Genomic DNA, 26,117 nt, shown 5'->3' with positions numbered 1-26,117 from the left:
GCAGTGCGGCAAGGAAACACTTCGACGGATGCGGGAACACCGCATCCGCACCATGCGGAAAGGACGAGACATGAGCCAGAAAGTCACGGTGACGTCGCCATTCTGGAAGCGATACCGCGAGAACGTCGCCAAGGAGGTGATCCCCTACCAGTGGGCGGTCATCAACGACGAGCAGAAGATCGACATCCCGCGCGACCCGTCGGGCGCCCAGCAGGACATCGACTACCACTACAGCCGCGCCGTGCGCAACCTGCGCATCGCCGCCGGCGAGGAGGAAGGCGAGTTCAAGGGATTCGTCTTCCAGGACTCCGACGTCTACAAGTGGCTTGAGGAGGCCGCCTACTCCCTCGCCTACGAGCCGGACGAGCAGCTCAAGGAGCTGTGCGACAAGCTCGTCGACCTCATCGCCCGCGCCCAGCGCGAGGACGGCTACCTCGACACCCCGTACATCATCAAGTCCGGTGCCTTCGCGAACCGCGAGCGCTTCACCCAGATCCAGCAGTCCCACGAGATGTACGTGATGGGCCACTACATCGAGGCCGCCGTCGCGTACTACGAGGTCACCGGCAACCAGCAGGCGCTGGAAGTCGCCGAGAAGATGGCCGCCTGCCTCGATGCCAACTTCGGCGAAGAGGACGGCAAGATCCCCGGCGCCGACGGCCACCCGGAGATCGAGCTCGCGCTCGCCCGCCTCTACGAGGTCACCAAGGAGGAGAAGTACCTCAAGCTCGCGCAGTTCTTCATCGACGTGCGCGGCAAGGACCCGAGCTTCTACGACAAGCAGAACGAGAAGATCGGCGACGGCTCCACCGACATCTTCCCGCAGATGCGCGGCTGGACGCACGAGTACACGCAGACCGCCCGCCCGATCCGCCAGCAGAAGACCGCCGAGGGCCACGCCGTGCGCGTCGGCTACATGCTCACCGGCGTCGCCCATGTGGCGCGCCTGATCGGCGACAAGGAGCTGGAGGAGACCGCCAAGCGCCTGTGGAAGAACATCGTCACCCGCCGCATGTACATCACCGGCGGCGTCGGCTCCACCCACGTCGGCGAGGCCTACACCTACGACTACGACCTGCCGAACGACACCATGTACGGCGAGACCTGCGCCTCCGTGGCCATGAGCTTCCTCGCCAAGCAGATGCTCGAGATCGAGACCAAGGGCGAATACGCCGACGTGCTCGAGAAGGAGCTGTTCAACGGCTCCATCGCCGGCATCGCGCTCGACGGCAAGCACTTCTACTACGTGAACGCGCTCGAGGCCGACCCGACCGCCACCGACCACAACCCGGACCGCTACCACGTGCTCATGCACCGCGCCGAATGGTTCGGCTGCGCCTGCTGCCCGGCCAACATCGCCCGCCTCATCGCCTCCGTGGACCGCTACCTGTACACGGTGCACGAGGACAAGCGCGAGATCATCGCCCACCAGTTCATCGCGAACGACGCCGAGTTCTTCGACGGCGTGAAGGTCTCCCAGAAGTCCAACTTCCCGTGGGAGGGCCACATCGAGTTCACCGTGGACGTGCCGGAAGGCGCCGACCCGGTCAAGTTCCTGGTGCGTATCCCGTCCTGGTCCGCGTACAAGCACGAGCTGACCGTCAACGGCGAGGACGCCCGTCGCCTGCCCGTCGAGGACGGCTTCGTGACCATCGAGGTGACCTCCGGCACCACGAAGATCACGCTCGACCTCGACATGGCCGTGAAGTTCATGCGCTCCAAGACCGTCGTGCGCCACGACGTCGGCAAGATCGCCGTCATGCGCGGCCCGATCGTCTTCTGCGCGGAGGAGGCCGACAACTCGGCCCCGTTGTGGAACTACCACATCGGCAGCCACGACGCCTCCAAGGCGAAGGCCGAATACCACTTCGGCGAGCTGGACGGCGTGGAGGTCATCACGATCCCCGCGACCAAGCGCACGCACGACGACGTGGAGTTCCCGCTCTACGCGGACGTCGAGGAGCACCCGGTCGGGGAGAAGTCCTACGACCTGAAGCTCATCCCGTACTACGCGTGGGCGAACCGCCAGGTCGGCCAGATGCAGGTCTGGTTCGATTCGGACTTCTGATCCGTGCGCGTGGCCCCTCTGACGAGGGGGCACCCCCTCAGTCGGCCGCAGGCCGACAGCTCCCCCTGAAAAGGGGGAGCAGAGGAAACTGAAAGATTTTTTCCAAACCAATCAAAGAAGAAGGAAAAAGCAATGAGTGCTGCAACTCAGGACGCTTCCGCTGTGAAGCTGTCGGTCAAGGAGAAGGTCGCCTACTCCTTCACCGATATGGCAGGCAACCTGCTGTACGTGACCATCTCCTCGTACATCATGTACTTCTACACCAACGTGTTCCACATCCCGGCCGCCGGTGCGCTGGGCGCGGGCACGATCCTCCTGGTCGCCCGCTTCGCCGACGCCATCTCCGCCGTCGTGTGGGGCTCCATCGTCGACCACACCAACACCAAGTGGGGCCAGTCCCGTCCGTGGTTCCTCTGGCTGTGCGTGCCGTTCGCGATTACCGTCTGGATCGCGTTCACCGCTCCGAGCCTGCCTGACGGCGCCCCGAAGTTCTGGTACGCGCTGATCACCTACATCCTGGCCGCCGGCGCCGTCTACACCGGCATCCAGACCCCGATCACCGCCATCCTGCCAAACCTCACCTCCGACCCGGTCGAGCGCAACAACGCCAACTCCTTCCGTATGGCCGGCGGCCAGATCGGCTCCTTCATCACCTCGTCCTTCACCATCCCGCTGGTCGGCTGGTTCGGCGTCCACTTCGGCGGCGGCGACAAGACCGGCTTCATGATTGTCACCGCGATCTGGGGCATCGTCGCCATCATCCTGCTCCTGTTCTCCTTCAAGAACCTCAACGAGCGCAACTACCACCCGGAACTCAACAAGCCGATTCCGCTGTCCGACTCCCTGAAGGCCGCCAAGGGCAACTGGCCGTGGATCATCCTGGTCGTCGCCTTCGTGATCTACTGGGTCGCCCAGTCCACCCGTAACGGCGTGTCCACCTACTACGCCCAGTACGTGCTCAACAACCGCGACCTCGTCTCCCTGTTCAACGGCGTCCAGGTCCTCGGCCTGCTCGGCACCATCGCGATGCCGTTCATCGCCAACAAGACCAAGAACAAGACCCTGACCATGATCATCGGCCTCGTCATCGGCGGTCTCGGCCAGGCCCTGATGCCGCTCGCCGGCCACAACGTGCCGCTGCTGGTCACCTTCTGGACCATCGGCGTGTTCGGCGCCGCCATCGCCATCGGCATGCCGTTCGGCATGCTCGCCGACACCGTCGACTACGGTGAGTGGAAGACCGGCATCCACGCGGCCGGCTTCCTGACCGCCGTCGGCTCCGCCTTCTGCATCCAGGTCGGCTCCGGCTTCGGCGCCTTCCTCCCGCTCGAGATCATGGGCGCCGCCGGCTACGACGCGACCAAGGACGTCCAGTCCCAGGCCGCCCAGGACGCCATCACCTTCTGCTTCATCTGGCTGCCGGTGATCGTCTACGTGATCGTCGCCGTGATCATGTGCTTCTACCGCAAGTTCGAGAAGATGGAGCCGCAGATCAAGGCCGAGCTGGCCGAGCGTCACGAGGCCCAGCTGAAGGCCGAGCAGGCCAACGCCTGATCCGGTCCCGGCCGGCCGCCAAGCCCCCCTTCCCGGCTTCCGGGGCCAACGGCAAGCCTGATCCCAACTCCTTATCTCCTTCCTTCCACACTGTGCCCCGGCGGGCGAACCCCATGCATCCCATGCGAGTCGCCCGCCGGGGCACAGCTCTTTCGGATACGATTGATGGTCATCCATCGGTCCGTCACCATCGCTTCACCGTCCGCCGTCGCGGACGCACGCAGAAAGGACGTCAACATGGGCAAGGGCGCATACGCGGTGGCCCGTCTGGAGGACGTCGCGGCCGCCGCCGGCGTATCGATCTCCACCGCCTCGAAGGCGTTGCACAACAAGCCGCGCATCAGCGAGGCCACGCGCGCCCGCGTGTTCGAGGCGGCGCGACGTCTCGACTATTCGCCGAACAAGCAGGCCCAGTCCCTCGCCGGAGGCCGCACGAGCAGCATCGGCGTGCTCACCTACGAGCTCACCGCGCACTGCACGAGCCCGGTGCTCGTCGGCATCGAACAGGAGATGAGCTCGCGCGGCATCAGCGTGCTGCTCGCCAACGCGCAGTCCGACGCCTCTCTGGAGCCGGGGCACATCGAACAGCTCATCTCGATGAACGTGGACGGCCTCATCGTCATCCACGACGAGACGAACCCGCATCCCTCGCTCGGCGACGGCTGGGGCATCCCGATCGTCTACGCCTATGGGCCGTCCACCAACGTGATGGACTGCTCGGTCACCTGCGACAATCTCGAGGCGGGCCGTCTCGCCGTCAACCATCTCATCGACTGCGGCCGCCACCATATCGCCGTGATCGCGGGTGACGACCGGTTCATCGCCGCCGGCGACCGTCTCAAGGGCACATTGGAGGCGCTTTCCGAATTCGGCATGGAGCCGGCCGGACAGGTGCGGTTCGGCGCGTGGACCGAGGATTGGGGCCGCGAGTCCGTGCGTCGTCTGCTCGACGACGAGCATGCGGAGTTCGACGCGCTCATCTGCCAGAATGATCCGCTCGCCCGCGGCGCGCTCGAGGAGCTGCAGCGCCGTGGCGTCACGGTGCCGGACGACGTCGCGGTCATCGGCCACGACAACCGCGAGGTGTTCGTCAACGCCACCCATCCGACGATCACCAGCATCGACAACAACGGCGAGGCGGTCGGTCGTCTCGCCGCGCGCTACCTGCTCGACGCGCTCAACGGCACGCGACGTCACGGCACCGACTACGTGTCCTGCCGTCTCGTGCCGCGCGAGTCGACGCGTCTGCTTGACGACGCGGACGACGCCTGAGCCGTTCCGGCCTGAACCGTCCCGTCGTAACGGGAGCGAAGGGGGTTAGCGCTCACGGTCGTAAGGGGTTACCATGGTGCCCATGGCGACAGGGACATCCGGAACGGCGGGGCGCAAGGTGACGCTCGCCGATGTGGCGAGGGAGGCGAACGTGTCGGTGTCGGCCGCGTCGAAGGCGCTGCGGCACGCCGACCGCATCTCCCCGCAGACCCAGCGCGCCGTCGCGGCGGCCGCGCAACGGCTCGGCTACATGAGTCCCGCCGAACGCGTCAAATCCACGCGCCGGCGCAAACGTTCGGGACTCGTCGGGCTCATCACCTCCGACTACAACGGGCGCTTCTCGCTGCCGCTGCTCACCGGCGCGGAGACCACGCTCGGCGCCTCCAACCATGCGGCGCTGCTGATGAGCTCGCACGGCCGGCCTGCGCTGGAACGCAGCCACATCGACCGTCTCGCCGCCTACGGCGTGGACGGGCTGATCGTCGTGGGCGACACGTCGAACCCCCGTCCGCCGTTGGACGAGCGCACGACGATGGGCCTGCCGGTCGTCTACACCTACGATCCGTCGCGCGATCCGGACGATTGCAGCATCGTATGCGACAACGTGGGCGCCGGCGCGCAGGCCATCGAATACCTGCTGAGCCTCGGCCGCCGCTACATCGCGATCATCGCCGGTTCCGAGGATTTCCAGGCCGCGCACGACCGCATCGTCGGCGCGCAACGCACGTTCACCCTCTATGACTTCCAGCCGATTGACATGCTGTTCGACACGTGGGGCGAGGATTGGGGCGAACGCGCGGCGAAGATGCTTCTCGAACGCCACCCGCATCTCGACGCGATCTACTGTCTGAGCGACGAGATCGCGCGCGGCGCGGTGAGGGGACTTCTGGCCGAGGGCAAGGACGTGCCGCGCGACGTCGCGGTGATCGGGCACGACAACTGGTTCGTGTTCAGCGCGAACGTGCATCCGACGCTCACCACGTTCGACAACAACATCGCGATGATCGGCAAGATGGCGGCGAGGTATCTGCTCGACGCGATCAACGGCCATCCGCATCACGGCGTGTTCAGCGTGGAGTGCCCGATGGTCGTGCGCGAGTCCACCGAAGTGGGCCGCCGCACCGCGGTCGAGGGCAGCGGAAGAATCTACGAGCGGCGCAACGGCTAGGGGAGCGGCCTGCCGTTCCTTGGTCATCACACCCCGTGAACGTTCACCACGCCCGTGCGCGCATGGCTACAATGAGTGCTGTTACGAGGAAGCAAGGCAGGCGGCGTCGCCTGCGTGTGATGGGAGTGCGTATGTCACATGCGATCGGTGCCATGGGCGCCACGGGCGGTTTCGCGCCGGAAGACGAGGAATCCCGCGACCGCGTCGGCACGGAATCACCTGGGCGTGCGCCGGTGCGTTTGCGTGATGTCGCCCGGGCAGCGAACGTCGCGTTGTCCACGGCGTCGCGGGCGTTGCGCGGTCAGCCGCGCATCAACGAGGAGACGCGTCGTCGCGTGTTCGAGGCCGCCGAACGGCTCGGCTACGAGCCCGAGCAGATGCGTTCGTTGAAGCGCACGATGGGCGCGGGCGTCGCAGGCGGCATCGGGACCGGCATGGCGGCCGGCGTCCAGCCCGGCATGCGCATCGGCGTCATCTGCATCGACCTAGCCGGCACGTTCACGCCGACGATCCTCATCGGCGCGGAGAACGCGCTGCAGGCGCGCTCGATCACCCCGATGCTCGTCAACGCCGGTGGCAACGAGGCGCTGCTGTACCGGTGCGTCGAACAACTGCTCGCGCAGGACGTCGCCGGACTGCTCATCATCTCGCGGCGCACCGATCCGGTGCCCTACCGGTTGGACGTGCCGGTGCCCGTCGTGTACGCGTACGGCCCCTCCACCGATCCGGCCGACTGCTCCGTCGTGCAGGACAACGTCGAATCGGGGCGCATGGCGGTGCGGCATCTGCTCTCCTGCGGGCGCACGCGCATCGCCGTCATCGCCGGCGACCGCACGTACAGCGTCTCTCACGAACGGTTGCGGGGAGCGGAGGATGCGTTGCACGAGGCCGGTCTGGAACTCGCGTGCAAGGCGCGGTTCGGCCCGTGGGACGTCGAATGGGGTCGCGCCGCCGTCCGTCTGCTGCTGGACGACGACCCCACGTTCGACGCGGTGGTCTGCCAGAGCGACGTGATCGCGCGCGGATGCGTCGAGGAACTGGAACGCAACGGGCGCAACGTCCCGCAGGACGTCGCGGTCATCGGCCATGACGACCGCGAGGACTACGTCGTGTACGCGCACCCGTGGCTCACCTCCATCGACGACGGCAACGAGTCGCTGGGCCGCATGGCCGCGTTGCGCCTGATGGACGCGATCGAAGGCAGGCCGCATCATGGCGTCGACCATGTGGCCGCCCGCCTCATCCAACGCGAATCCACGCTGCCCACCGACTGATCCCGCCATCACGCGCCCGTCGTCCGTCACGTCCGTCACGTCCGCCGCGTCCGCCGCGCGCCCGTCAGCGGATCGGCGGCAGCAGCCGGTCGACGTCCTGTTTCGCACCGTCGATCGTCCGCCGGATGTCGTTGATGCCGGAATCCTCGACGATGCCGTGCACGTCGATGTCGCTCTGCTTGCGCAATGCGGCACCGCGCGCACGCAGGTCGTGGATGAAACGGCCCGCCTTGCGCGCGTATCCGGGCAGACGGTCTGGACCGACCAGAATCACGGCGATGACGAGGATCACCACCAGTTCCGTGCCGGAAATGCCGAACAGCATGCTCTCACTCTCCTTCCGATGGCGCGGCAGGCGACGTCACGGCGTCGGACGTCGCGGCCACGGCCCGTGCCTTGCGCGCGCGGCCGGGCGCGATCCGCGCGACCGTCTCGCGCACCTTGCGCCACGCCGCGAACAGTCGCGGCTCCTCGCCGGCCTCGCGCATGATCCTCCACAACTGGATACGCTCGTACAGCCAGCACACGCCGATCGCCGCGAAGTAGATCGCGCAGATCGGCAGGGCGAGCGCGCACAGCGTGCCCGGGTCGCCGGTCGGCGTCGCCACGGCGGCGAAGACGAACGCAATCAGCACGGCCACACGCCACTGCCTGAGCCACGTGCGTGTCTCGACGGCCCCCATCATCGTCAACGCGACCATCACGACCGGCAGCAGGAACGACAGGCCGAAGGCGAGCGTCATGCGCAGGATGAAGTCGAAGTACACGTCGGCGCTGAGCAGCGTCGCCGTGTCCGCAGGCGCGAATCCGGTGAGGATCGCGACCGCCTGCGGCAGGAAATACCAGGCGAGGCCCGCGCCCGTGAGGAACAGCGGCACGGACGCGCCGATGAACGCGACGGCCGTCCAGCGCTCCCTGCGCTTGAGCCCCGGATTGATGAACGCCCACAGCTGGTACGACCACCATGGGCAGGAGGCGACCATCCCGAGGAAGAACGCGATCTCCAGCTTCACGTTGAACGCGGAGACCACGCCGTTGAACGTGATGCTCATCAGCCCCTGCTGCTGGGCGGCCGCCGTGAGGAACGGCTGCTGCAGGATGCGGAACACCTGGTCGCTGACCATCCATCCCGCCACGGTCATGACGGCGATGCCCGCCGCGGCGCGGATGAAGCGCGTGCGGAACTCGATGAGATGGTCGGCCAGCGGCATGACCGCCTGCGGGTTGCGGGGTCTGCGGGATTTGCGCGGTTTGCCCGCGTTGCGTGCGTTATGTGGTGACGTCGCCGGCGCCGCGGCGCTGCCTGCGGCGGCGACGTCGGTCTCCGGTTCGACGAGAAGACTGTCGAGATCGAGATGCGTGTCGCGTTCGCCGGGATGCAACGTCGGTGCCGGAGGCGTGAAGCTTCCGGAAGCCGTGCTCATCGCGTCGCGGCTCCGGTCACGGGGGCGGGAGCCGGCGCGGCGGTGGCGTTCACCGTGGCCGCGGGTGCGGCGACGGGCGCGGGCGCGGGCGCGGCGGTGACGGCCGGGACGGGGGCGGGTTGCGCGGTGGCGTTCACGGTATCGGCGTCGTCGGTCTTGGTCTCGGAACGGAAGATCTTCAGCGACTGTCCGACGGACTTGGCGAGCTCCGGCAGCTTCTTCGCGCCGAACAGCAGCACGACGATGAGCAGGATGATGATGAGCTCGGTGGGACGAAGATTGGCCATGATGAACTGTCCTTCCAACTACTGCGTTGTGACAGGGAAGGTTCTTCTTATTGACGCACCAATTCGCGAGTATAGCCCGTCGCGGAGGACACGGCCAAATCGGGTGTCGTTGCGCAACGTGCAACGAAGCGGAAAACATGCGCAACAAGTTGCGCAACTCGTTGGGAAAAAGGTTTTCGCATGTGCAACCGGGGTGTGCGCGGGGATTTCCTGTGCTTGGAGGTCCGCGGGAAACGTGCTTATTGTGAACGTGCACAGCAAGGGTGCCGCGGCAAAGGAGGCCGCGGAGCCGATACGGAGGAAGGAGCCGGCGCAGGAGCCAGTCAGGGAAGACGACGATCGTTTCCGCCCCGAACAAGACAACAGACAGGGGACGCACCACCAACGGGAACGGCCGCCGTCGCCTCGGACGGACGCTTCTTCGCGTCTTCTTCCCGCCATGTCGACGCCCTCGCATGACACCAACGCCGGCGTATGGACGCGCCGGCATCCAATGAAGGAGCAAGATGAGTTCGACAGAAGAAGCAACGGCGACGACCGGCATCTCACGTCGCGCCGTGCTCGCCGGCGCGGCCGCCATCGGCGGCACCATCGCCGTGGCGAGCGCACTGGGAGTAGGCACCACGCAGGCACAGGCGGCCCCGTCCGCCACGGGCGCGGCCGGTGCGGCGACGAACGCCGGCGGCAATGGCGGCGTGACCGTGCCCGCCGCGCAGCGCACCACCAAGGCCGTGGCCAACATCACCGATTCGCCGGCGCTTCCCGGCTGGGACGTGCAGCCGTTCCCGCTGAGAAGCGTCGCCGTGACCGGCGGCGTGTTCGAGCGCGCCAAGGACGACCTGCTCAACTTCGCCCGCTACTACCCGATCGACCGCATGCTCACATGCTTCCGCGCGCAGGCCGGCCTCGATACAAAGGGCGCCGAACCCGCCGGCGGCTGGGAGAACTTCCCCAACGGCTCCGTCGACAAGGCCAAGGAGCAGCAGTGGGGCGCGGACGAGTACACGCGCGGCCAGAACAAGAACGGCGCCGACGGCCTGCTGCGCGGCCACTACGCCGGCCATGCGATGACGATGCTCGCCCAGGCGTACGCGGAAAGCGGCGAAGAGGCGATCCTCAACAAGATCAACGCGCTCATCGCCGGACTCGTGGAATGTCGCGACGCGCTGCGCAAGATGACCTACAACGGCAAGGCCCGCTACTCGCACCCGGGCTTCCTCGCCGCCTACGGCGAATGGCAGTTCAAGGCGCTGGAGGAGTACGCCCCCTACGGCGAGATCTGGGCGCCTTGGTACACCGAGCACAAGATCCTCGCCGGCCTGATCGCCTGCTACGAGTACGCGGGCAACGAGGACGCGCTCGACCTGGCCGAAGGCATCGGCCACTGGACCTATTCGCGTCTGAGCAAGTGCACGAAGAGCCAGCTGCAGAAGATGTGGGACATCTACATCGGCGGCGAATACGGCGGCATGAACGACTCGCTCGTCGACCTGTACAACGTGTCCAAGGACAAGAACCGCGACGAGTTCCTCAAGGCCTCGAAGTTCTTCGACACCGACAAGCTGATCGACAACTGCGGCGCAGGCGTCGACATCCTCAACAACCTGCACGCCAACCAGCACATCCCGCAGTTCGTCGGCTACGCGAAGGACGCGGCCATGGCCGACGCGGACATCAAGGAGGCGGACCGCAAGCGCTACCTCAAGGCCGTCGAAGGCTTCTGGGGCATGATCGTGCCCGGCCGCATGTACGCGCACGGCGGCACCGGCGAAGGCGAGATGTGGGGTCCGGCGCACACCGTGGCCGGCGACATCGGCAAGCGCAACGCCGAATCCTGCGCCGCGTACAACATGCTCAAGATCGCCCGTTGCCTGTTCTTCATCGACCACAAGCCCGCCTACATGGACTACTACGAGCGCACGATCCTCAACCACATCCTCGGCGGCAAGTCGCGCGACCTGCACAACCCCACGCAGGATGCGACGACCGGATTCACCCCGGGCAACTGCTACATGTACCCGGTGAACCCCGCCACCCAGAAGGAATACGGCGACGGCAACGTCGGCACCTGCTGCGGCGGCACCGCGTTGGAGAGCCACACGAAGTACCAGGACTCCATCTACTTCCACTCGGCCGACAACAAGGAGCTGTACGTCAACCTGTTCACGCCATCCACGCTCGACTGGGCGGACACGGGGCTGAAGCTCTCCCAGGAGACCAACTACCCGGAAGAGGAGACCTCGACGCTCGCCGTCACCGCGACGCCGACGAGCAAGGTCACCTTCCGCATCCGCATCCCCGCCTGGAGCAAGGGCGCGACGATCGCGGTGAACGGCAAGGCCGTCGACGGCGTCAAGGCCGGCGAATACGCCACCGTGGAAGGTGACTGGAAGGCCGGCGACAAGATCGTCGTCACCATCCCGCTGCAGCTGCGCACCGAGTCGACCGACGACCGCAAGGACATCCAGGCGCTGTTCTACGGCCCGACGCTGCTCAACGCGCTCAACCCGTCCACCAAGTTCATCCAGCGCGGCTTCTACGAGCGCAACGGACTGGACGGCACGATCAAGCTCGGCGTGCAGAAGAAGGAAGGCGCCGCCAACTACTTCATCATCGACGGCGACGAGTTCGAGCCCGCCTACAACGGCGACAACACCCCGTACCACATGTACTTCCAGCGCAAGGACGACTACGTGGGGTTCGCGGGGCGTCTCACCGACGTGAGGAACCCGAAGCGCCCGGCCGCGAAGGACCGCAGCGAAAGCACCTTGATGGACGACATCTGGGCCGCCGCGCCGTTCGCGAACCGCACCGCCTTCGTCAAGAAGGTCCAGGAGGTCACCAAGACCTACCAGGACGAGGGACTCCTCTCCAGCCGTGACCGCCAGGCGATCCTCCTCGCCGCCGGCCGTGCCAAGATGAGCTGACCCCGCCGCAATCCACGCAATCATCAATCACCACCCTCCCCTCGGCCCCCGCTGGCGGGCTGAGCCGTATAGCAAACGCCAGAGGCGTTTGTAGGCGAAGGCGAACGACAGTGAGCCAACATATGGTCAGCCGAAGGCTGTCCGTAATTGCTGGCCCGGAGGGCTGTCGGCGAAGCCGACTGGGGGTGGTCCGCGTAATCGTCAATCAAAGAGAAAGAACATCCATGACCATCGCAAGCACTGCAACGGCCGCGAAGGCGGGACTGGCGAAACGCTTCGCCGCGTTCGCCGTCGCCGCCGCGACGCTGCTGGCCGGCGGCGCATTCGCCGCACCGGCCAGCGCGGCCGACGATCCGGCTCCCGCGGAGACGAACGTCGCCCTCAACACGGAAAAAGGCAACGACAACGCACCTGACGTGTCCGTCAGCTACGTGACCGGCTGGAACTCGACCGCCGCCATCAACGACGGCAGCATCGACGGCAACGCCAGCTACGGCGGCTGGGGCACGTGGGGCAACACCTCCGACCACGAGACCGCCACGTACACGTGGAACCGCGACGTGACCACCTCCAAGTCCGTCGGCTACTACTGGACGAACGTGAAGACCGGTGACGGCGGCGTGCCGCTGCCGAAGAGCGTCTCCATCGAATACCTGAACGCCGACTCCGGCAAGTACGAGACCGTGCCGAACCTCAAGGTCGACAAGACGTTCCCGACCGACGACCAGCTCGACGCGTCCAACCCGGTCTACGGCCCGTACACGTACACCTTCGATCAGGTGACCACCAAGTCGCTGCGCCTCGTCGTCAACAAGCAAGCCAACGACAACAAGGGCATCACCGTCACCGAGTGGCAGGTGCTCGGCACCAGCGCCGCCCTGCCCGTCGACCCGGGCGATCCGGACGCCTTCGAATACACGCAGCAGGTCGCCGTGCGCACCACGCCCGGCGTCGACCCGACCTCCAAGCTGCCCGCCGAAGTGTGGGTGACCCCGGAGGACGGCCCGAGCCTCAAGGTGCCCGTCACGTGGGAGGCCGTTCCGGCCGATGCCTACGCGACCGCCGGCACCACCGCGGAAGTCAAGGGCGCGACCAAGGCCGGCACCTATGACGGCATCAAGGTCGAGGCCGGTCAGGTGACCGCCACGATCGGCGTCTACGACCAGCTGAACACCGAGGTGACCGACGCCGAATACGTCTCCACCGTCACCACACCGAAGGTCAAGCCGGTCCTGCAGGACACGGTCGCCCTCACCTACGCCGACGGCTCCGTCGAATCCGGCCACAAGGTGACCTGGGACGAGATCCCGGCCGCCGACTACGCCGAGGCCGAGCAGATGGGCGAGGTCTCCGGCGCGATCGAAGGCGTTGATGGCGTCAAGGCGTCCGGCATGTTCTTCGTCGTCGCCCCGTCCGACCCGAACGCCAAGCCGATCGTCTCCATCGACTTCGACTCCGCGGCCCCCGGCTCCGGCTGGTACACCACCACGCCGAAGTTCACGATCACCGCGCTGCGCGGTGTCTCCACCGTGCCGATCAAGACCGTCGAATACAAGATCGGCGACGGTGAGTGGACCGCCGGCATCGGCCCGGTCTCCGTGACCGAGCAGGGCGAAGTGACCGTCTCCGCCCGCGCCACCGACGAGAACGGCAACGTCCGCGAAGCCTCTCAGACCATCAAGGTCGACACCAACGCGCCAAAGGTCACCGCCAAGCAGGACAGCAAGAACGGCAACGACGTGGTCGTCTCCCTCACCGCCGACGACGGCGCCAAGGGCTCCGGCGTGACCCGTGTGCTCTACTCCACCGGTCCGTCCAGCAACCCGAAGTCCAACGAGAACACCATGTGGGGCACCTACGTGGACGCCGACAAGATCAAGGTGCAGCTCTCCGCCGACCACGACACCTACGTGCACTTCTACGCGCAGGACGCCGCCGGCAACGAGTCCAACTACGCCAACATCAACCTCGGCAAGGGCGAGGCCGTCGCACCGGAACCGTCCGTCGACTCCGTCGCGATCGCCGGTGACGGCGTGAAGGACGGCAAGCTCGCGCTCACCGAGGGCGATGCCGCTAAGCTCACCGCCGACGTGAAGGTGACCGGCGACGCCGCGACCACCGTCACGTGGAAGTCCTCCGACGAGAAGGTCGCCACCGTCGACAAGGACGGCAACGTGACCGCCGTGGCCGCCGGCAAGGCGACCATCACCGCCACATCCACCGCCGACACGACCAAGTCCGCCAGCGTCGAAGTGACCGTCGCCGCCAAGCCGGTCCCGGTCGACAAGGCCGGACTCAAGGCCGCCGTCGAACTCGCCGGCAAGCTGAACCAGTCCGCGTACACGTCCGACACGTGGAAGACGTTCGCCGCCGCCCTCACCTCCGCGCAGAAGGTCCTCGCCGACGACTCCGCCACGCAGGCCCAGGTCGACGCCGCGCAGTCCGCGCTCGCCGATGCCGTCGCCGGACTGAAGCCGGTCGAGCAGAAGCCCACCGTCGACAAGTCCGGACTCAAGGTCTCCGTCGAAGTCGCGAACAAGCTCGACAAGTCCGCGTACACGGCCGAAAGCTGGAAGGCGCTTGCCGATGCGCTCGCCGCCGCCCAGAAGGTCCTCGACAACGTCGACGCCACCCAGGCGCAGGTGACCGACGCCCAGCAGAAGCTGGTCGAAGCGGTCGCCGGCCTCGAGAAGGTCGTCGAGCCGACCCCGACCCCGGTGGTCAAGGACGGCCTCAAGGCCACGGTCGACGCGGTCAACGCGAAGAACCTCAAGGAATCCGACTACACGCCGGAGACCTGGAAGGCGCTCGCCGACGCGCTCGCTTCCGCGCAGGCCGTGCTTGACAACGACGCCGCCACGCAGGATCAGGTGACCGACGCGCAGACCGCGCTGGTCAAGGCCATCCTGGGTCTTGAGGCCGCTACCGAGCCTGAGCAGAAGCCGGTGGACAAGTCCGCGCTCCAGGCCGAGGTCGCCAAGGCCGCCGCGATCGACCGCAGCCAGTACACCGACAAGTCGCTCAAGCTCCTCGACGCGGCCGTCGCCGCCGCCAATGACGTGCTCGGCGACGAGTCCGCCACCGCGAAGCAGGTGTCCGACGCCAAGGACGCGCTCACCAAGGCGCTCGCCGGTCTGGAGAAGAAGGCCCCCACGCCTTCCAACCCGGGCAACAACAACGGCAACGGCAACGCTGGCAACAACGGCAACGCCGGCTCCGGTAACGGCGCTGGCAACTCCGGCAGCAACGCCGGCAAGGGCAACACCGGCAACAAGGGCACCGCGCTCTCCAAGACCGGCAGCGCCGTCGCCACCCTCGCCGCTCTGACCCTCCTGCTGGCCGCCGCCGGCACCACCACCGCCCTCTACCGCAAGCGCCAGTAAGCGCCCGGATCCCGGGGAAACGGAATGCGCCTACGGCGCATGCAATCCTCTTGCGCTCCCCCTTCCAGGGGGAGCTGTCCGCCGCAGCCGGACTGAGGGGGTACCGAACCGCGGGAGACCCACCATACGGAATCCTCCCGTCCAACCCCCTCAGTCGGCCTCCGGCCGCCAGCTCCCCCTAAAGGGGGCGCAGAGAAACGGAATGCGCCTCACGGCGCATGCAATTCCCTTGCTCCCCCTTTCAGGGGGAGCTGTCCGCGAAGCGGACTGAGGGGGTATCGGCCCAACCCAAAGGCCGCCGCATCTTGGTGGATGCGGCGGCCTTTCTCGTATTCTCGGCTCCCCTTGTCAAGGAACCTGCGCAGCCCGGCATTGAGGCGGTGCCTGAAAGTGCTTCGGCTCCCCTTGTCAGGGGAGCTGTCGGCGAAGCCGACTGAGGGGTAGTCCACCCGCAAACCGCAACATCGCACGCCAAGCCACATCGTCGCGTAATCATCCATATCCTCACGCATCCCTCCATTCTCATATCCCCGCCCATCCGCGCATACTCCCGCGAAATTGTGGATAACTCCCTCTCCATCCACACGTTATCCACAACACGCTCGGACTCCGGGGCTCTATCCACATCGTCCCGTCGCACTGGCGACGCACCCGCGCGATGACGCACGCTGGAACCACCGGGGAATCGGCGTCGTCGCCCGATTCCCCGGTCCAGAACCGCAAAACCGCAACGATGCAGCGCCGGCCGACCAGCCGGCCGGAAAGGACCTCACATGGGCATCCAACAAGCGCTGGTGACCGTCACCGGCAATCTCGGGGCGAATCCCGTCTCCTTCAATACGAACGCGAACGTCCCCGCATGCTCGTTCCGTCTGGGCGTGACCCCGCGTTTCTTCGACCAGGGCGCGGGGCAGTGGCGCGACCGTGACACCACGTGGGTGAGCGTGTGCGCCTACCGCGGACTCGCGAAGAACATTCTCGGATCGCTGGGCAAAGGCGACCCCGTGATCGTGACCGGTACGATGCGCACCGAACGCTGGCAGAAGGAAGGCGTCGACCGCATGACGCCCGTCATCGACGCCGCCGCCGTCGGGCCGGACCTGAGTCAGGGTGTCGCCACGTTCGCCCGCCTCTCGCGCCGGCAGCCCGGCGTGAACGCCGGTGCCGGCGCGGACGGCGGAACGGCTGGTGCCGGTGTGGCCGGGGCTGGCGGCGTGGCTGTCGGCGCGCCGGGCACCGCGGGCGGTATGGTTCCGCCCGCGAACGGCGCTCCGGCGAACCCGCTGAACCCCGCGATTCCACCGAACCCGGCTTCCGTGACCGGCGTCGTCATCGACACGGATGGCGTGGGGGAGGGTGGTGCCGGCATCGCAGCCGCGGCGACTGACACCGACGCCGCGGCAAGCGGTGCTGACGGCGCTGCCGTGGCAGGCGGCATGGCCGCCGACGCCGCAACCGCCGCCGTCGACCCCGCCACCGGCGAAATGGGCGAACCGGACGAGCCCGACGACTTCGGCGACCCCGCAATGTAACGCCATCGTGTGGGGCGGCGCACACCCCGCCGCCCCACACTACTAACGTTTGACGATACTAACGGATGACGATAGTATTAGATGGATCGTGCCGTGCAGAGGAGGGTTGAAGATGTCTACTTCGACGACTACCAGCAGGAGGGACTTGTTCGCCACCCCTGGCGAGATTCTCAAGGAGGAGTTCCTGGAGCCGCTGGGCATCAGCAACTATCGGCTTGCCAAGGCGATCGGTGTCTCCGAGACCGCGGTGGGGGAGATCATCAAAGGCAAGCGCGGCATCAGCGTGGCGATGGCCCACCGGCTCGGCAAGGCGCTCAACACCTCCGCTGAATTCTGGATGAACCTCCAGCGCGACTACGAGATCTTCACCTTCGACCCCTCCACGGTGGAGAACATCCAGCCGCTGGTTCCCGAACAGCCGCTCGTCTCCGAACAGCAGTAGTGCGGTGCTTCTCATTCTGCTCCCCCTTAAGGCTGAGCCGTGAAGCAAGCGCCAGAGGCGTTTGTAGGCGAAGGCGAACGACAGTGAGCAAACATAAGGCCGGCCGAAGGCCGTCCGGAATTGCGCAGGAGCTGTCCGGCAAAGCCGGACTGAGGGGGGTCAAGTGACTGGGCGTTCGTCGCGGCATACACTGTCACTCCGCGACCTACCTGATGGGACAGCACTACCGGCCGTCCCGTTACCCATAGCCGTTCTCAGTGGGTGATTTACGCATGTCTCGGGGCATAGTTGACGTTCCGCCGCTCTGTTTCCCGCGTCCCAGTGCCACGCAAGCCGTCCTGGACCGTTGCGTGGTACGGTCGTGTGCCGCGCAACGGCCATTGCGCGTGATTCGCGCTTGCGTGGCGCGATATCGGTCGAAAACCGTGCCACACAAGCGCGAATAGCTCCGTTTCTCTGTAGCGTGGCATCGCGCCGTGCCGCATAATCCTCGAATCCGCCGAATCCGCGTTGCGTGGCATGAAAAACGCGAGAATGCGCGGTGTGGCAAGCCACGCAACGCCCGTACAGCGTTTTCGGCGCAAGTGTGGCGCACTTCTCGTGCCACACTTCCCGCGCCGACCCGTAGTGTGGCACGGTTCCCGGTGTGGAGGGCGAAAAGCGGAAGGCGGAAGGCAGAAGGAGAAAAACGAGGCGAGACGGGGCGTGAAATGACATGGCGCCCTGGTCGGAATCCCGCCCGGCAGCCGAACGGCGCGTATGATGGAGCACATGTTTCGCGGACGCGCAGGGGCGTGTGGGCGAAGAAGGGCATGTCAATGGGAGGACAGGAAAAGGGCAAGAGCCGCGTCGGCAGAACGGGCGTGCCATTACGACGGTTGATGCCACGTTTCGAGGAACAGCGTCACGGCACCTACGCCCGCACGTTATACGACGCATGCAATCCCGATCTGGTGAAGCACGACAAAAAGAGCAGCCCTGCCGAAGGCTCGGCTGCAGCGGACGATGCGATAGACGACGCCTACGCCGGCCTGCCGCGCAACGTCGCCCTATTGGGCGGCTACGGCACCGGCAAAAGCAGCATCGTTCAAGGCTTCGAACGCTACGTCCGCTACGAATTCCGCTGGTTGACCAAGCTGGGGATTCCCAGTTTGTATGTATCGGATTGGTTCGAGAATTGGGTAAATAAACGATTGCCAATCTGGTCGGGTCGTATCCCATTTTGGAGTAAGCTGGAACAATTTCTTAGTGACGTAGTTGTCTGTATAGGTGTTGTAGTCGGTTTGGGTGTTATTGCAACAATTCCAATCCTGATTATGCCAATTAGAGATTACTGGGTATTTAAAACTGTTGCATATTCTGGTCATGAATCTGAATACTGGTTTATAACCATTCCGCTGCTGATTCTAGGATTAGTTGTTATAGCTATAGGAATCGGTAGTATGACTTTTGTCATACGGCGTATGAAAGCTGCAACCATACCAGGCTACATTAAAGTATCTTCACTGCTGCTTTGCCGACAAGAGAATTCGAGTGCTGAGCAGTTCAAGGGCGATGGGGCTGATTCGTCACGCAGTACAGCTTCCAAAGAAGCAGAGAATACAAAGCCGGCGGATAGTCCAGCGCCTGCAGCGAACGATAAAACGATGCGATATCAAGCCGATCACGTGGTGGTGGAAGTCCATCCACTTGAAAAGGACGGCGGTTCTGCGCAAGAGCACAGTGCCAAGACCCTTGATATCCAACGGGAAGTCGTCAAGCAGCTGATTTACAGCATCGCTCCGCGTATCGTCGACCTGTCGCATTTCCATCGTCTGCGCTCGCGGCGCTCTCTACGTGAGAATCTGTCTTTGGCCACTGTTCCGGCATTGGGTTGTGCTTTATTGGTGTTCTTCGTATGGATATCGCAAAGCAAACCAACACTTGAAGGTGTGCTTGGCTTTACCAAAGAGCCTGATCGTTGGTGGAAGAGCCCGTGGCTATTCAATGCAGTGGTGATTGTGGTCATCGTCTGTTGCCTGTCTTTTGCGTTGAAAGACCGGCTGCGTCTCTCGAAGGTCCAGGCCGCCGCGGAAGGCGTCTCACTATCGTATGAGGACAACAAGGCCAACCTCGACTACTTTGACAAGTATCTTGACGAGATCATCTTCCTGCTGGAGAAGGCGAACATCCGCTATGTGGTGTTCGAAGATCTCGACCGCGCCGACGACATGAACATCTTCTATGAGCTACGAGAGCTCAACATGCTCATCAACTCATCAACCCAAATGCACAACCAAACCGTCACCTTCATCTACGTCATGGGTGACGACAACTTCGCCTCGGCCTTTGGTTCCCCATACGAAACAGCTGAAAGCAAAGCCAAATTCTTTGATGCCAATATATATATTCGTCCATTCATATCAACCTATACGGGTAGGGCAGTGCTGAAAGATTTGTTGCAAAATAGAAAGTAATAGGATTGCGTAATAATGAAAGGGGTAAATAGTGTGCGTTGAATTTGCTGATTGGATTAAGAAATTTGATAAAGAATTACTCAGATTGACGGCCCAGTATTTTCCCGATTATCGTATATGGGTTGATATATGTAATTGTTATGCATTGGTTGAGCGACGAATCTATGAATCATTCAATATGGAAAGTGGTGAAAACGTCAAAAAAAGAATCGGGATGGCCGAAGACTGGTTTGATGCGAATGAATGTCTTGCGGCATGTGTTATTCGTGTTGTGTATCCAAGACTTGTGGAGGATATTATAAGTAATAAGGAGCCCTTTGAAAAGGGTGTTTCCTTCAGAGAATTAATTGCGACATATGTTTATAGTGATGAAAGTGACCTAGTAGCTCTCAGCGATGAAAATATAGACCAATTAGCACTGTGGCCAAATTATATATGCGACTGCGTCTTGAGGAAATATTTTAGTGCACGGTATCCATTATATTTAATTGATTGGGAGGGTGATTTAACTCCATGTGCATGGCTTGTGATGGAACCAACGTCAAAATATGTTGACCCGGTATATGCAGGAGAGATGGTTGAGTCGTCGGATGAATGTAAGGAAGATGTATGGGATATTCCACTTTCCGAAACGGATATTCAATCAATTAAATTCTATTACGGCTTCGCTCTGGAACTTGGGCATCAGGTTGCAGCTAATGCTGATTTGATAAAATCACTTTCACATGATGATGTGTATAAAAGCGTAGTGATTAGAGTGCTTAATCATTTCTTAGTAAAAGAGATTGATGATTTTAAAGAACAACTTAAACCACTGGCAGATGATTTGCATGCGCTAAAAGATATTGATGACCGACTGGTTGGAATGGCAAGACAGGGAAAATGGTTTAAGCGTCTTAAATCTATTTTTCCCGAACTGGATGATGATGTTCAGGAAAGTGTCGTAACTCAATTCCATGAACAAATTCCGGGATGGAGTATAGAAAAAATTGAGTCATCGTTAATTGATTTTAACGTAATGAGAGATCATTCCTCATTTATTTATGGACAAGGTGATGGTGAGATGGAATATTCGGAGGTCGGTCGTAAGAAATCGATTATTCGGGTGCTGTTGAAGGCATTGTCGCCGCTGCACTCCTCTATAAAGGAAAAGTATGTAAGGCAATTATGTGGTGATGCGGTCAATCTTAGGAATGCTGGTCTATTTTCAAAATCTGAGGATTTATTTACGAAATGTCTTGATTGCTTATCGATTAATTTTGAAGAAAAGAAGAGAATATGGAATGTAATGGTCAATAAGGGTGACTTCCCCGTGGCTGCTTGGGTGCTTAATAATTATGGTGTTTTGTTGCGTCGTAAGGGGGAATTTAAAAAAGCAGAGTCGGTGCTAAAAAAGGCAAAAGCAATCAGAAATGAATTAAAAGTGGATCATGGTGAGCAGGGGCAGTTGGATTATGCTTGGTCGTGTAATGATTTAGGGGTGTTATACAGGGATATTGGGAATTATGAATTGGCTAAGGAAGAGTTTGTTGAAGCTGAGGGGATATATAGAAAACTTTGTTCCAAGGGTAACAAACAGTATATGCTTAAGCTTGCATGGACTCTAAATGATTTGGGTGTAACGTATTGCTTATCGGGTGAAAATAATGATGCGAAAGAAGCGTTAGATGAAGCTTTAAAACTCCGTGAGAATGGTGGTGATAGTCATTCGAATATTGTTTGGACTAAATATAATTTAGGTATGGTTTATTTGCGATATGCCGACTCGCTGGAAACTGTTTCACGTGTTGGATTCGAGTTGAGTGAGCTGAAGAATAGAAATACAGGAAAAATAATAGATAAGATGAGGGATGCGCGGGATTCGCAGTTCAAATATCTTAGGGATGCGGAGTCTGTTTTGCGTGAAGCTCTTGAGGAGAGGGAGGCGATTGATTTGAGGAGCAGCAATATATATGCAGGTTCATTTGTGCAACCTTTCATTTTAAATGCTTTGGGGGCTGTGTATGCAACTTCTCTCATCTCCGGCTCTTGCTACAGAATTGATTCAGCGCGTGACTATTTCGAGAAGGCTCACCGCCTTCGTTCCTTGATTGTTGAGAGTGATATTCGTGCATATGGGCCCTTGGATGCTCAAATTTTGCATAACCTCGGGCTTATTTATGCTAACGACAGACCTTACCTTGCCGTTAAAAGATTTCAGGAATCTCTAGCGTTATATAATCAATTTGAAGATACAGGCCAATATCGCAAGGAGAGGGACTCGGTTAGGGCCGATGTAAAGCGTTGTATAAAGTAGCTTTATTATTTGCTGCTTAGTGTGACTAGATGTCCCTTAGTTGGTCTGTGGTTGATGGCTCTTGAGGAAGAGCCATCAACCACAGAGAAGGCAGATGCTCGTAGGATGTTGTTTCACCTTACCAGATGCGCACGCGTGACTCCGGCGCGAGGTACATCTTGTCGCCCGGCTTTACGTCGAAGGCCTTGTAGAAGAGGTCCACGTTGCGCACGATGCCGTTGGTGCGGCATTCGGCGGGGGAGTGGGGGTCGATCTGGAGGTATTGTTCGGCGAGCTCGTCGCGGTTCTTGGTGCGCCAGATCGAGGCGTAACTCAGGAAGAAGCGCTGCAGGCCGGTGAAGCCGTCGAGCTCCGGCGCGGTGTCGAGCGATGCCGAAATCGCCGCGGCGGAACCATCCTCCGGGCGTCCCGCGGCCTTGTCCAGCGCGAACGCATACGCCTTCAACGCGATGTTCACGCCGCCCAGATCGCCGATGTTCTCGCCGATCGTCAGCGCGCCGTTCACATGCGGGGCCTTATCCGGCTCGTCCGCGTACTTCTCGGCCAGCTGGCGGGGTACGAACGCGTTGTACTGCTCGATCAGCGCCTTCGTGCGCTGCTCGAAGTTCGCCTTGTCCTCCGCGGTCCACCAGTCGTTGAGCTTGCCGTCGCCGTCGTACTGCGCGCCCTGATCGTCGAAGCCGTGACCGATCTCGTGGCCGATTACCGCGCCGATGCCGCCGTAGTTGGCCGCATCCTCCGCCTCCGGGTCGAAGAACGGGGGCTGCAGGATCGCCGCCGGGAACACGATCACGTTCATCGTCGGCTCGTAGTAGGCGTTCACCGTCTGCGGGTTCATCAGCCACTCGTCCTTGTCGACCGGCTTGCCGGCCTTGCCCAGCTCGTAGCCCATCACGTACAGGGCCACGGCCTTCATGTTGTCGGCGAACACCGCATCTTCGTGCACGTCCAGCGCCGCATAGTCGCGCCAGTGGTTCGTGTAGCCGATCTTCGGCGTGAACTTGGAGAGCTTCTCCAACGCCTTTGCCTTCGTGTCCTCGCCCAGCCAATCCGAGTTCGTGATGGACACGCGGTACGCGTCGATCAGGTTCGCGACCAGCTGCTCCATGCGGCGCTTCGAGCTTTCCGGGAAGTGGCGCTTCACATACTCGCGTCCCACGTCCTCGCCGCAGACGCCGTTGACCATGCTCACGCCGCGCTTCCAACGCGCGCGCTGCTGCTTCTGGCCGGACAACACCTTGCCGAAGAAGTCGAAGTTCGTCCTGTCGAACTCATGCGACAGGTAGGAGGCCGCGCCGACGATCATGTGGACGCGCGCCCACAGCTTGAGGTCCTCCAGGTCGGCGGCCTCCCAGAACGCGTCGAGTCCCGTCAGGAAGCTCGGCTCGTGCACGATCACGCGGCCGAAGATCGCGCGGAAGTCGAGCGGCTGCACGCTCGCCGCGGGCTTGGCGTCGTAACCGGCCTGGCAGGCGTCGATCCACGCACCGATGTCGAAGTGCTTGAGCATCGCGGCCAGATCGGCGAAATCGGTGGGATTGTAGGTCTTCACCGAGTCGCGCGTCGCCACGTTGTCCCAATGGTTCGCGGCAATCCGCGTCTCTACGTCGAGGAAGCGGCGGGCCATGTCGAGGGCGGTCTCGCTCGGCGTCGGAATCGGCGTCTCGTCGGTGTCGACGGCATCCTCGTCGGAGACGTCGCCGTGCGTCGGAATCTCGTCGTCGACGTTCGGATTGTCCTCGGCGGCCGGCGCGTAGCCGGCGTTCACAAGCTGGGTGGCGACCATGCGCACATACGCCTCGCGCACCGGCGCGTAATGGTCCTCACGGTAGTACGCCTCATCCGGCAGCAGCAGACCGGCCTGCTCGATGTGCAGGATGTTGTGGTCCGGGTCGCCCGGATCGCCGTAGACGGCGACGCCGAGGATGTCCGAGCCGCCCTCGGCATTGAGCTCGCCGAGCGCGCGCGTCATCCCGGCCTTGCTCGTCACGGCGTCGATGATGTCGAGCGCCGGGCGGATCGGCGCGATGCCGGCCGCCTCGATCGCATCCGTATCGAGGAACGAACGGTACAGGGCGCGCGACTTCGCGGCCGGCGCGGCGATGGCCGCCACGTCGCCGGCCGCGTTCGCATCCTCGTCCTCGAGGATGTCGCGGATCTGGTTCTCCGCATCCTCGGCGAGCTTGTCGAACGAGCCGTAGCGGGAACGGTCGTCGGGCAGACGGTACGTGTCGATCCACGGACCGTTCACGTAACGGAACAAATCGTCGGAAGGCTTGACGACGCCGGAGAACGACGCCGGGTCGATGCCGGACTTGCCGGCCACAGATGTTTCACTCATGCTCACCACAGTAGTCGTTCCTCCCGCCGGGGCTTGGGCGGGGTCCCTTGCCGGGAATTCGAGGCGGGGTCTCTCCCTCCGGAGCTGCGCGCCACCTCCCTCGTCAGAGGGAGGCAAGAGCGCGCGGTACAAGGGATTGGCGGATGTCAGGCCTTGCCGAGCGGCTTGACGACGTCGGCCTGGCCGAGACGCGCGGCAGCGGCCTCGACGATCTCGTTCACGTTCTTCTTGTTCCTTCCGTGGTCGGCGAAACCGAAATCGAGCTTCGACGTGACCGTGACCCACGTGCGGCCGTCCTGGCCCTGCGTCACCTGCGCGACCGCCTTCTCACCCCACGAGGCGAGGCTGATGCCCTTGACGAAGGTGACCGTCCACGAACCCGGATCGACCGTGCCCGGCTTGAAGCCCTTCAACGACTGGCTCAACTGGGCGAACGCGTCGAACACCTCCTTCGGCTGCTGCGTGAACGCCACCGTAATCGACTTACCTGCTCCCCATCCCATGAGACACGCTCCTTCGTCTTTGTCGTTGCCGCACCGACTTCGTGCGTACTTTCACTATCCCATGGGACTACGTACCGGCGGAGATGCAGGCCGGTACGGAAGGTGAACAGCAGATGAAGCCTTGGGACGCCTGTTACAGGAGGACGATCTGGCGGTTGAGGATCGCGTCGTTGTTCTTCGTCGGCACCGTCTTCCAATCGATGTCACCGAAATCGCCATGGCCCGCGTGACGGTCCACGTACTTGCGCATCCACTCGAAGCACTGCTGCGTCTGAATCGCATCGCTCAACGCGCGATGCTCCTCGTTCTCGGCGATGTCGAAGCGCTGGATCAGATCAAGCAGACGGTGATGACGCTCGCGCGCGAACAGCGCGCGGCTGATCTGCATCGTATCGAAATCCACGCAGGAGAACGGGCCGTCCAGCACCTTGCGGGCGTTCCAGTCGAGGAAGCTCAGATCGAAGCGGATGTTGTGGCCGATCAGCGGCTCCGCCACGGCGACACCGGACGCGTTGCCGGATGCGGTGTTCTCCGAGCTGTCATCCGCGCCCTGCGCGAGCCAGGCGACGAACTCGGGCAGTACATGGTCGATCGGGTCGAGGCCGGCGACCATGTCGTCGGTGATGCCGGTGAGCTTCACCACCGCCGCCGGAATCGGGCGCAACGGGTTCACCAGACGCTGGAAACGGTCCACGATGCGACGGTCGCGCACGCGCACCGCGCCGATCTCCGTGATCGCGCAGCTGTTCGGGTAGAAACCGGTCGTCTCCAAGTCGAGCGCCACGTAATCGGACGGGAAGCCCGCCACACGGGAGGAGGCGACGGTCTCGAGATCGGACTGCTGGTCGGAAACGGTGGTGCCGGAAACGGTCACGGCTGCTCCTTACTCACAAGGTCGTATTCATCAAGTCGTATGCACTGGGCAGGCCGTTCACGTCATCACGCACGCCTGCACAGTCGTGGGCCATCCATCAACTAACGGCCCGTCATGCGCACTCCATGGTAGACGAGCCACCGGGACACGGAACATCCGCACCGGTTCGCGTCGGTGCCGCGTGTCGCGGAGGTCGTCGCCGCCGGCTTATGCGGCTTATGCGGCTTATGCGTCGAATGTGCACGGTTCAAGACATAACCTGTATGGTTCTGGCCGCAACGTGCATGATTTCGGGGGCTTTGTGCAGGTCGTCGGG

At 62.8% G+C, this 26,117-nt stretch carries 17 protein-coding genes; 11 read left to right on the top strand and 6 right to left on the bottom strand.

From position 1 onward, the window contains the following. Positions 1–70 precede the first annotated feature (70 nt). From AC1AYN_RS06790 to AC1AYN_RS06770, 5 genes are all read left to right on the top strand, one after another. Positions 71–2,068, top strand: a complete 1,998-nt coding sequence (locus AC1AYN_RS06790; RefSeq protein ID WP_476532686.1) for a glycoside hydrolase family 127 protein — start codon at positions 71–73, stop codon at positions 2,066–2,068. A 132-nt stretch (positions 2,069–2,200) separates the two neighbouring features. Continuing rightward, positions 2,201–3,622, top strand: coding sequence for an MFS transporter (locus tag AC1AYN_RS06785; RefSeq protein WP_476532685.1), 1,422 nt, complete (start codon positions 2,201–2,203; stop codon positions 3,620–3,622). Between the two features lie 237 nt (positions 3,623–3,859). Continuing rightward, positions 3,860–4,894: a LacI family DNA-binding transcriptional regulator gene (locus AC1AYN_RS06780; RefSeq protein ID WP_476502642.1), complete on the top strand. Its 1,035-nt coding sequence runs from the start codon at positions 3,860–3,862 to the stop codon at positions 4,892–4,894. 82 nt (positions 4,895–4,976) lie between these two features. After that, positions 4,977–6,062, top strand: coding sequence for a LacI family DNA-binding transcriptional regulator (locus AC1AYN_RS06775; RefSeq protein WP_476532684.1), 1,086 nt, complete (start codon positions 4,977–4,979; stop codon positions 6,060–6,062). Between the two features lie 152 nt (positions 6,063–6,214). Then, positions 6,215–7,336, top strand: coding sequence for a LacI family DNA-binding transcriptional regulator (locus tag AC1AYN_RS06770; RefSeq protein ID WP_476532739.1), 1,122 nt, complete (start codon positions 6,215–6,217; stop codon positions 7,334–7,336). Positions 7,337–7,400: 64 nt separating this feature from the next. On the opposite strand, the gene AC1AYN_RS06765 is transcribed toward AC1AYN_RS06770, so the two are convergent. The 3 genes from AC1AYN_RS06765 to tatA are packed head-to-tail and all read right to left on the bottom strand — an operon-like array spanning position 7,401 to position 9,047. Beyond that, positions 7,401–7,661, bottom strand: a complete 261-nt coding sequence (locus AC1AYN_RS06765) for a twin-arginine translocase TatA/TatE family subunit (RefSeq protein WP_476502639.1) — start codon at positions 7,659–7,661, stop codon at positions 7,401–7,403. Positions 7,662–7,665: 4 nt separating this feature from the next. After that, positions 7,666–8,760 (bottom strand): twin-arginine translocase subunit TatC, encoded by a 1,095-nt coding sequence (gene tatC, locus AC1AYN_RS06760; protein WP_476532683.1) that lies wholly within the window; start codon positions 8,758–8,760, stop codon positions 7,666–7,668. Beyond that, the gene (tatA, locus tag AC1AYN_RS06755; RefSeq protein ID WP_476532682.1) at positions 8,757–9,047 is read right to left on the bottom strand and encodes a twin-arginine translocase TatA/TatE family subunit; all 291 of its coding nucleotides are present in this window, start codon (positions 9,045–9,047) and stop codon (positions 8,757–8,759) included. The genes tatC and tatA overlap by 4 nt, the downstream gene beginning before the upstream one ends. A 506-nt stretch (positions 9,048–9,553) precedes the next feature. On the opposite strand from tatA, the gene AC1AYN_RS06750 reads away from it, so the two are divergent. The 6 genes from AC1AYN_RS06750 (at position 9,554) to AC1AYN_RS06725 (ending at position 22,083) form a co-directional block, all read left to right on the top strand. Further along, the gene (locus tag AC1AYN_RS06750; RefSeq protein WP_476532681.1) at positions 9,554–11,974 is read left to right on the top strand and encodes a beta-L-arabinofuranosidase; all 2,421 of its coding nucleotides are present in this window, start codon (positions 9,554–9,556) and stop codon (positions 11,972–11,974) included. Positions 11,975–12,198: 224 nt separating this feature from the next. Next, positions 12,199–15,357, top strand: a complete 3,159-nt coding sequence (locus AC1AYN_RS06745; protein WP_476532680.1) for an OmpL47-type beta-barrel domain-containing protein — start codon at positions 12,199–12,201, stop codon at positions 15,355–15,357. A gap of 773 nt (positions 15,358–16,130) precedes the next feature. Further along, on the top strand, positions 16,131–16,889 hold the full coding sequence (locus tag AC1AYN_RS06740) for a single-stranded DNA-binding protein (RefSeq protein ID WP_476532679.1): 759 nt from the start codon (positions 16,131–16,133) through the stop codon (positions 16,887–16,889). Between the two features lie 112 nt (positions 16,890–17,001). Next, positions 17,002–17,331 carry a HigA family addiction module antitoxin gene (locus AC1AYN_RS06735; RefSeq protein ID WP_476532678.1) on the top strand — a complete coding sequence of 110 codons (330 nt, stop codon included), beginning with the start codon at positions 17,002–17,004 and terminating at the stop codon, positions 17,329–17,331. A gap of 818 nt (positions 17,332–18,149) precedes the next feature. Further along, positions 18,150–19,787, top strand: coding sequence for a YobI family P-loop NTPase (locus AC1AYN_RS06730; protein ID WP_476532677.1), 1,638 nt, complete (start codon positions 18,150–18,152; stop codon positions 19,785–19,787). A gap of 31 nt (positions 19,788–19,818) precedes the next feature. Beyond that, entirely contained in the window at positions 19,819–22,083 is a 2,265-nt protein-coding gene (locus AC1AYN_RS06725) for a tetratricopeptide repeat protein (RefSeq protein WP_476532676.1), read from the top strand. Positions 22,084–22,201: 118 nt separating this feature from the next. Here the strand turns inward: AC1AYN_RS06725 and AC1AYN_RS06720 are convergent, their stop codons facing one another. The 3 genes from AC1AYN_RS06720 to AC1AYN_RS06710 form a co-directional block, all read right to left on the bottom strand. Next, positions 22,202–24,424, bottom strand: a complete 2,223-nt coding sequence (locus AC1AYN_RS06720) for a M13 family metallopeptidase (protein ID WP_476532675.1) — start codon at positions 24,422–24,424, stop codon at positions 22,202–22,204. 146 nt (positions 24,425–24,570) lie between these two features. Next, on the bottom strand, positions 24,571–24,927 hold the full coding sequence (locus AC1AYN_RS06715) for a hypothetical protein (protein ID WP_476532674.1): 357 nt from the start codon (positions 24,925–24,927) through the stop codon (positions 24,571–24,573). A 133-nt stretch (positions 24,928–25,060) separates the two neighbouring features. Further along, positions 25,061–25,801, bottom strand: coding sequence for a 3'-5' exonuclease (locus AC1AYN_RS06710; RefSeq protein ID WP_476532673.1), 741 nt, complete (start codon positions 25,799–25,801; stop codon positions 25,061–25,063). Positions 25,802–26,117 lie beyond the last annotated feature (316 nt).

This window comes from Bifidobacterium sp. LH_413, from assembly GCF_056357015.1.
Note: the sequence above shows the minus strand (reverse complement) of the source record. Positions and strands in the feature narration are given on the sequence as shown.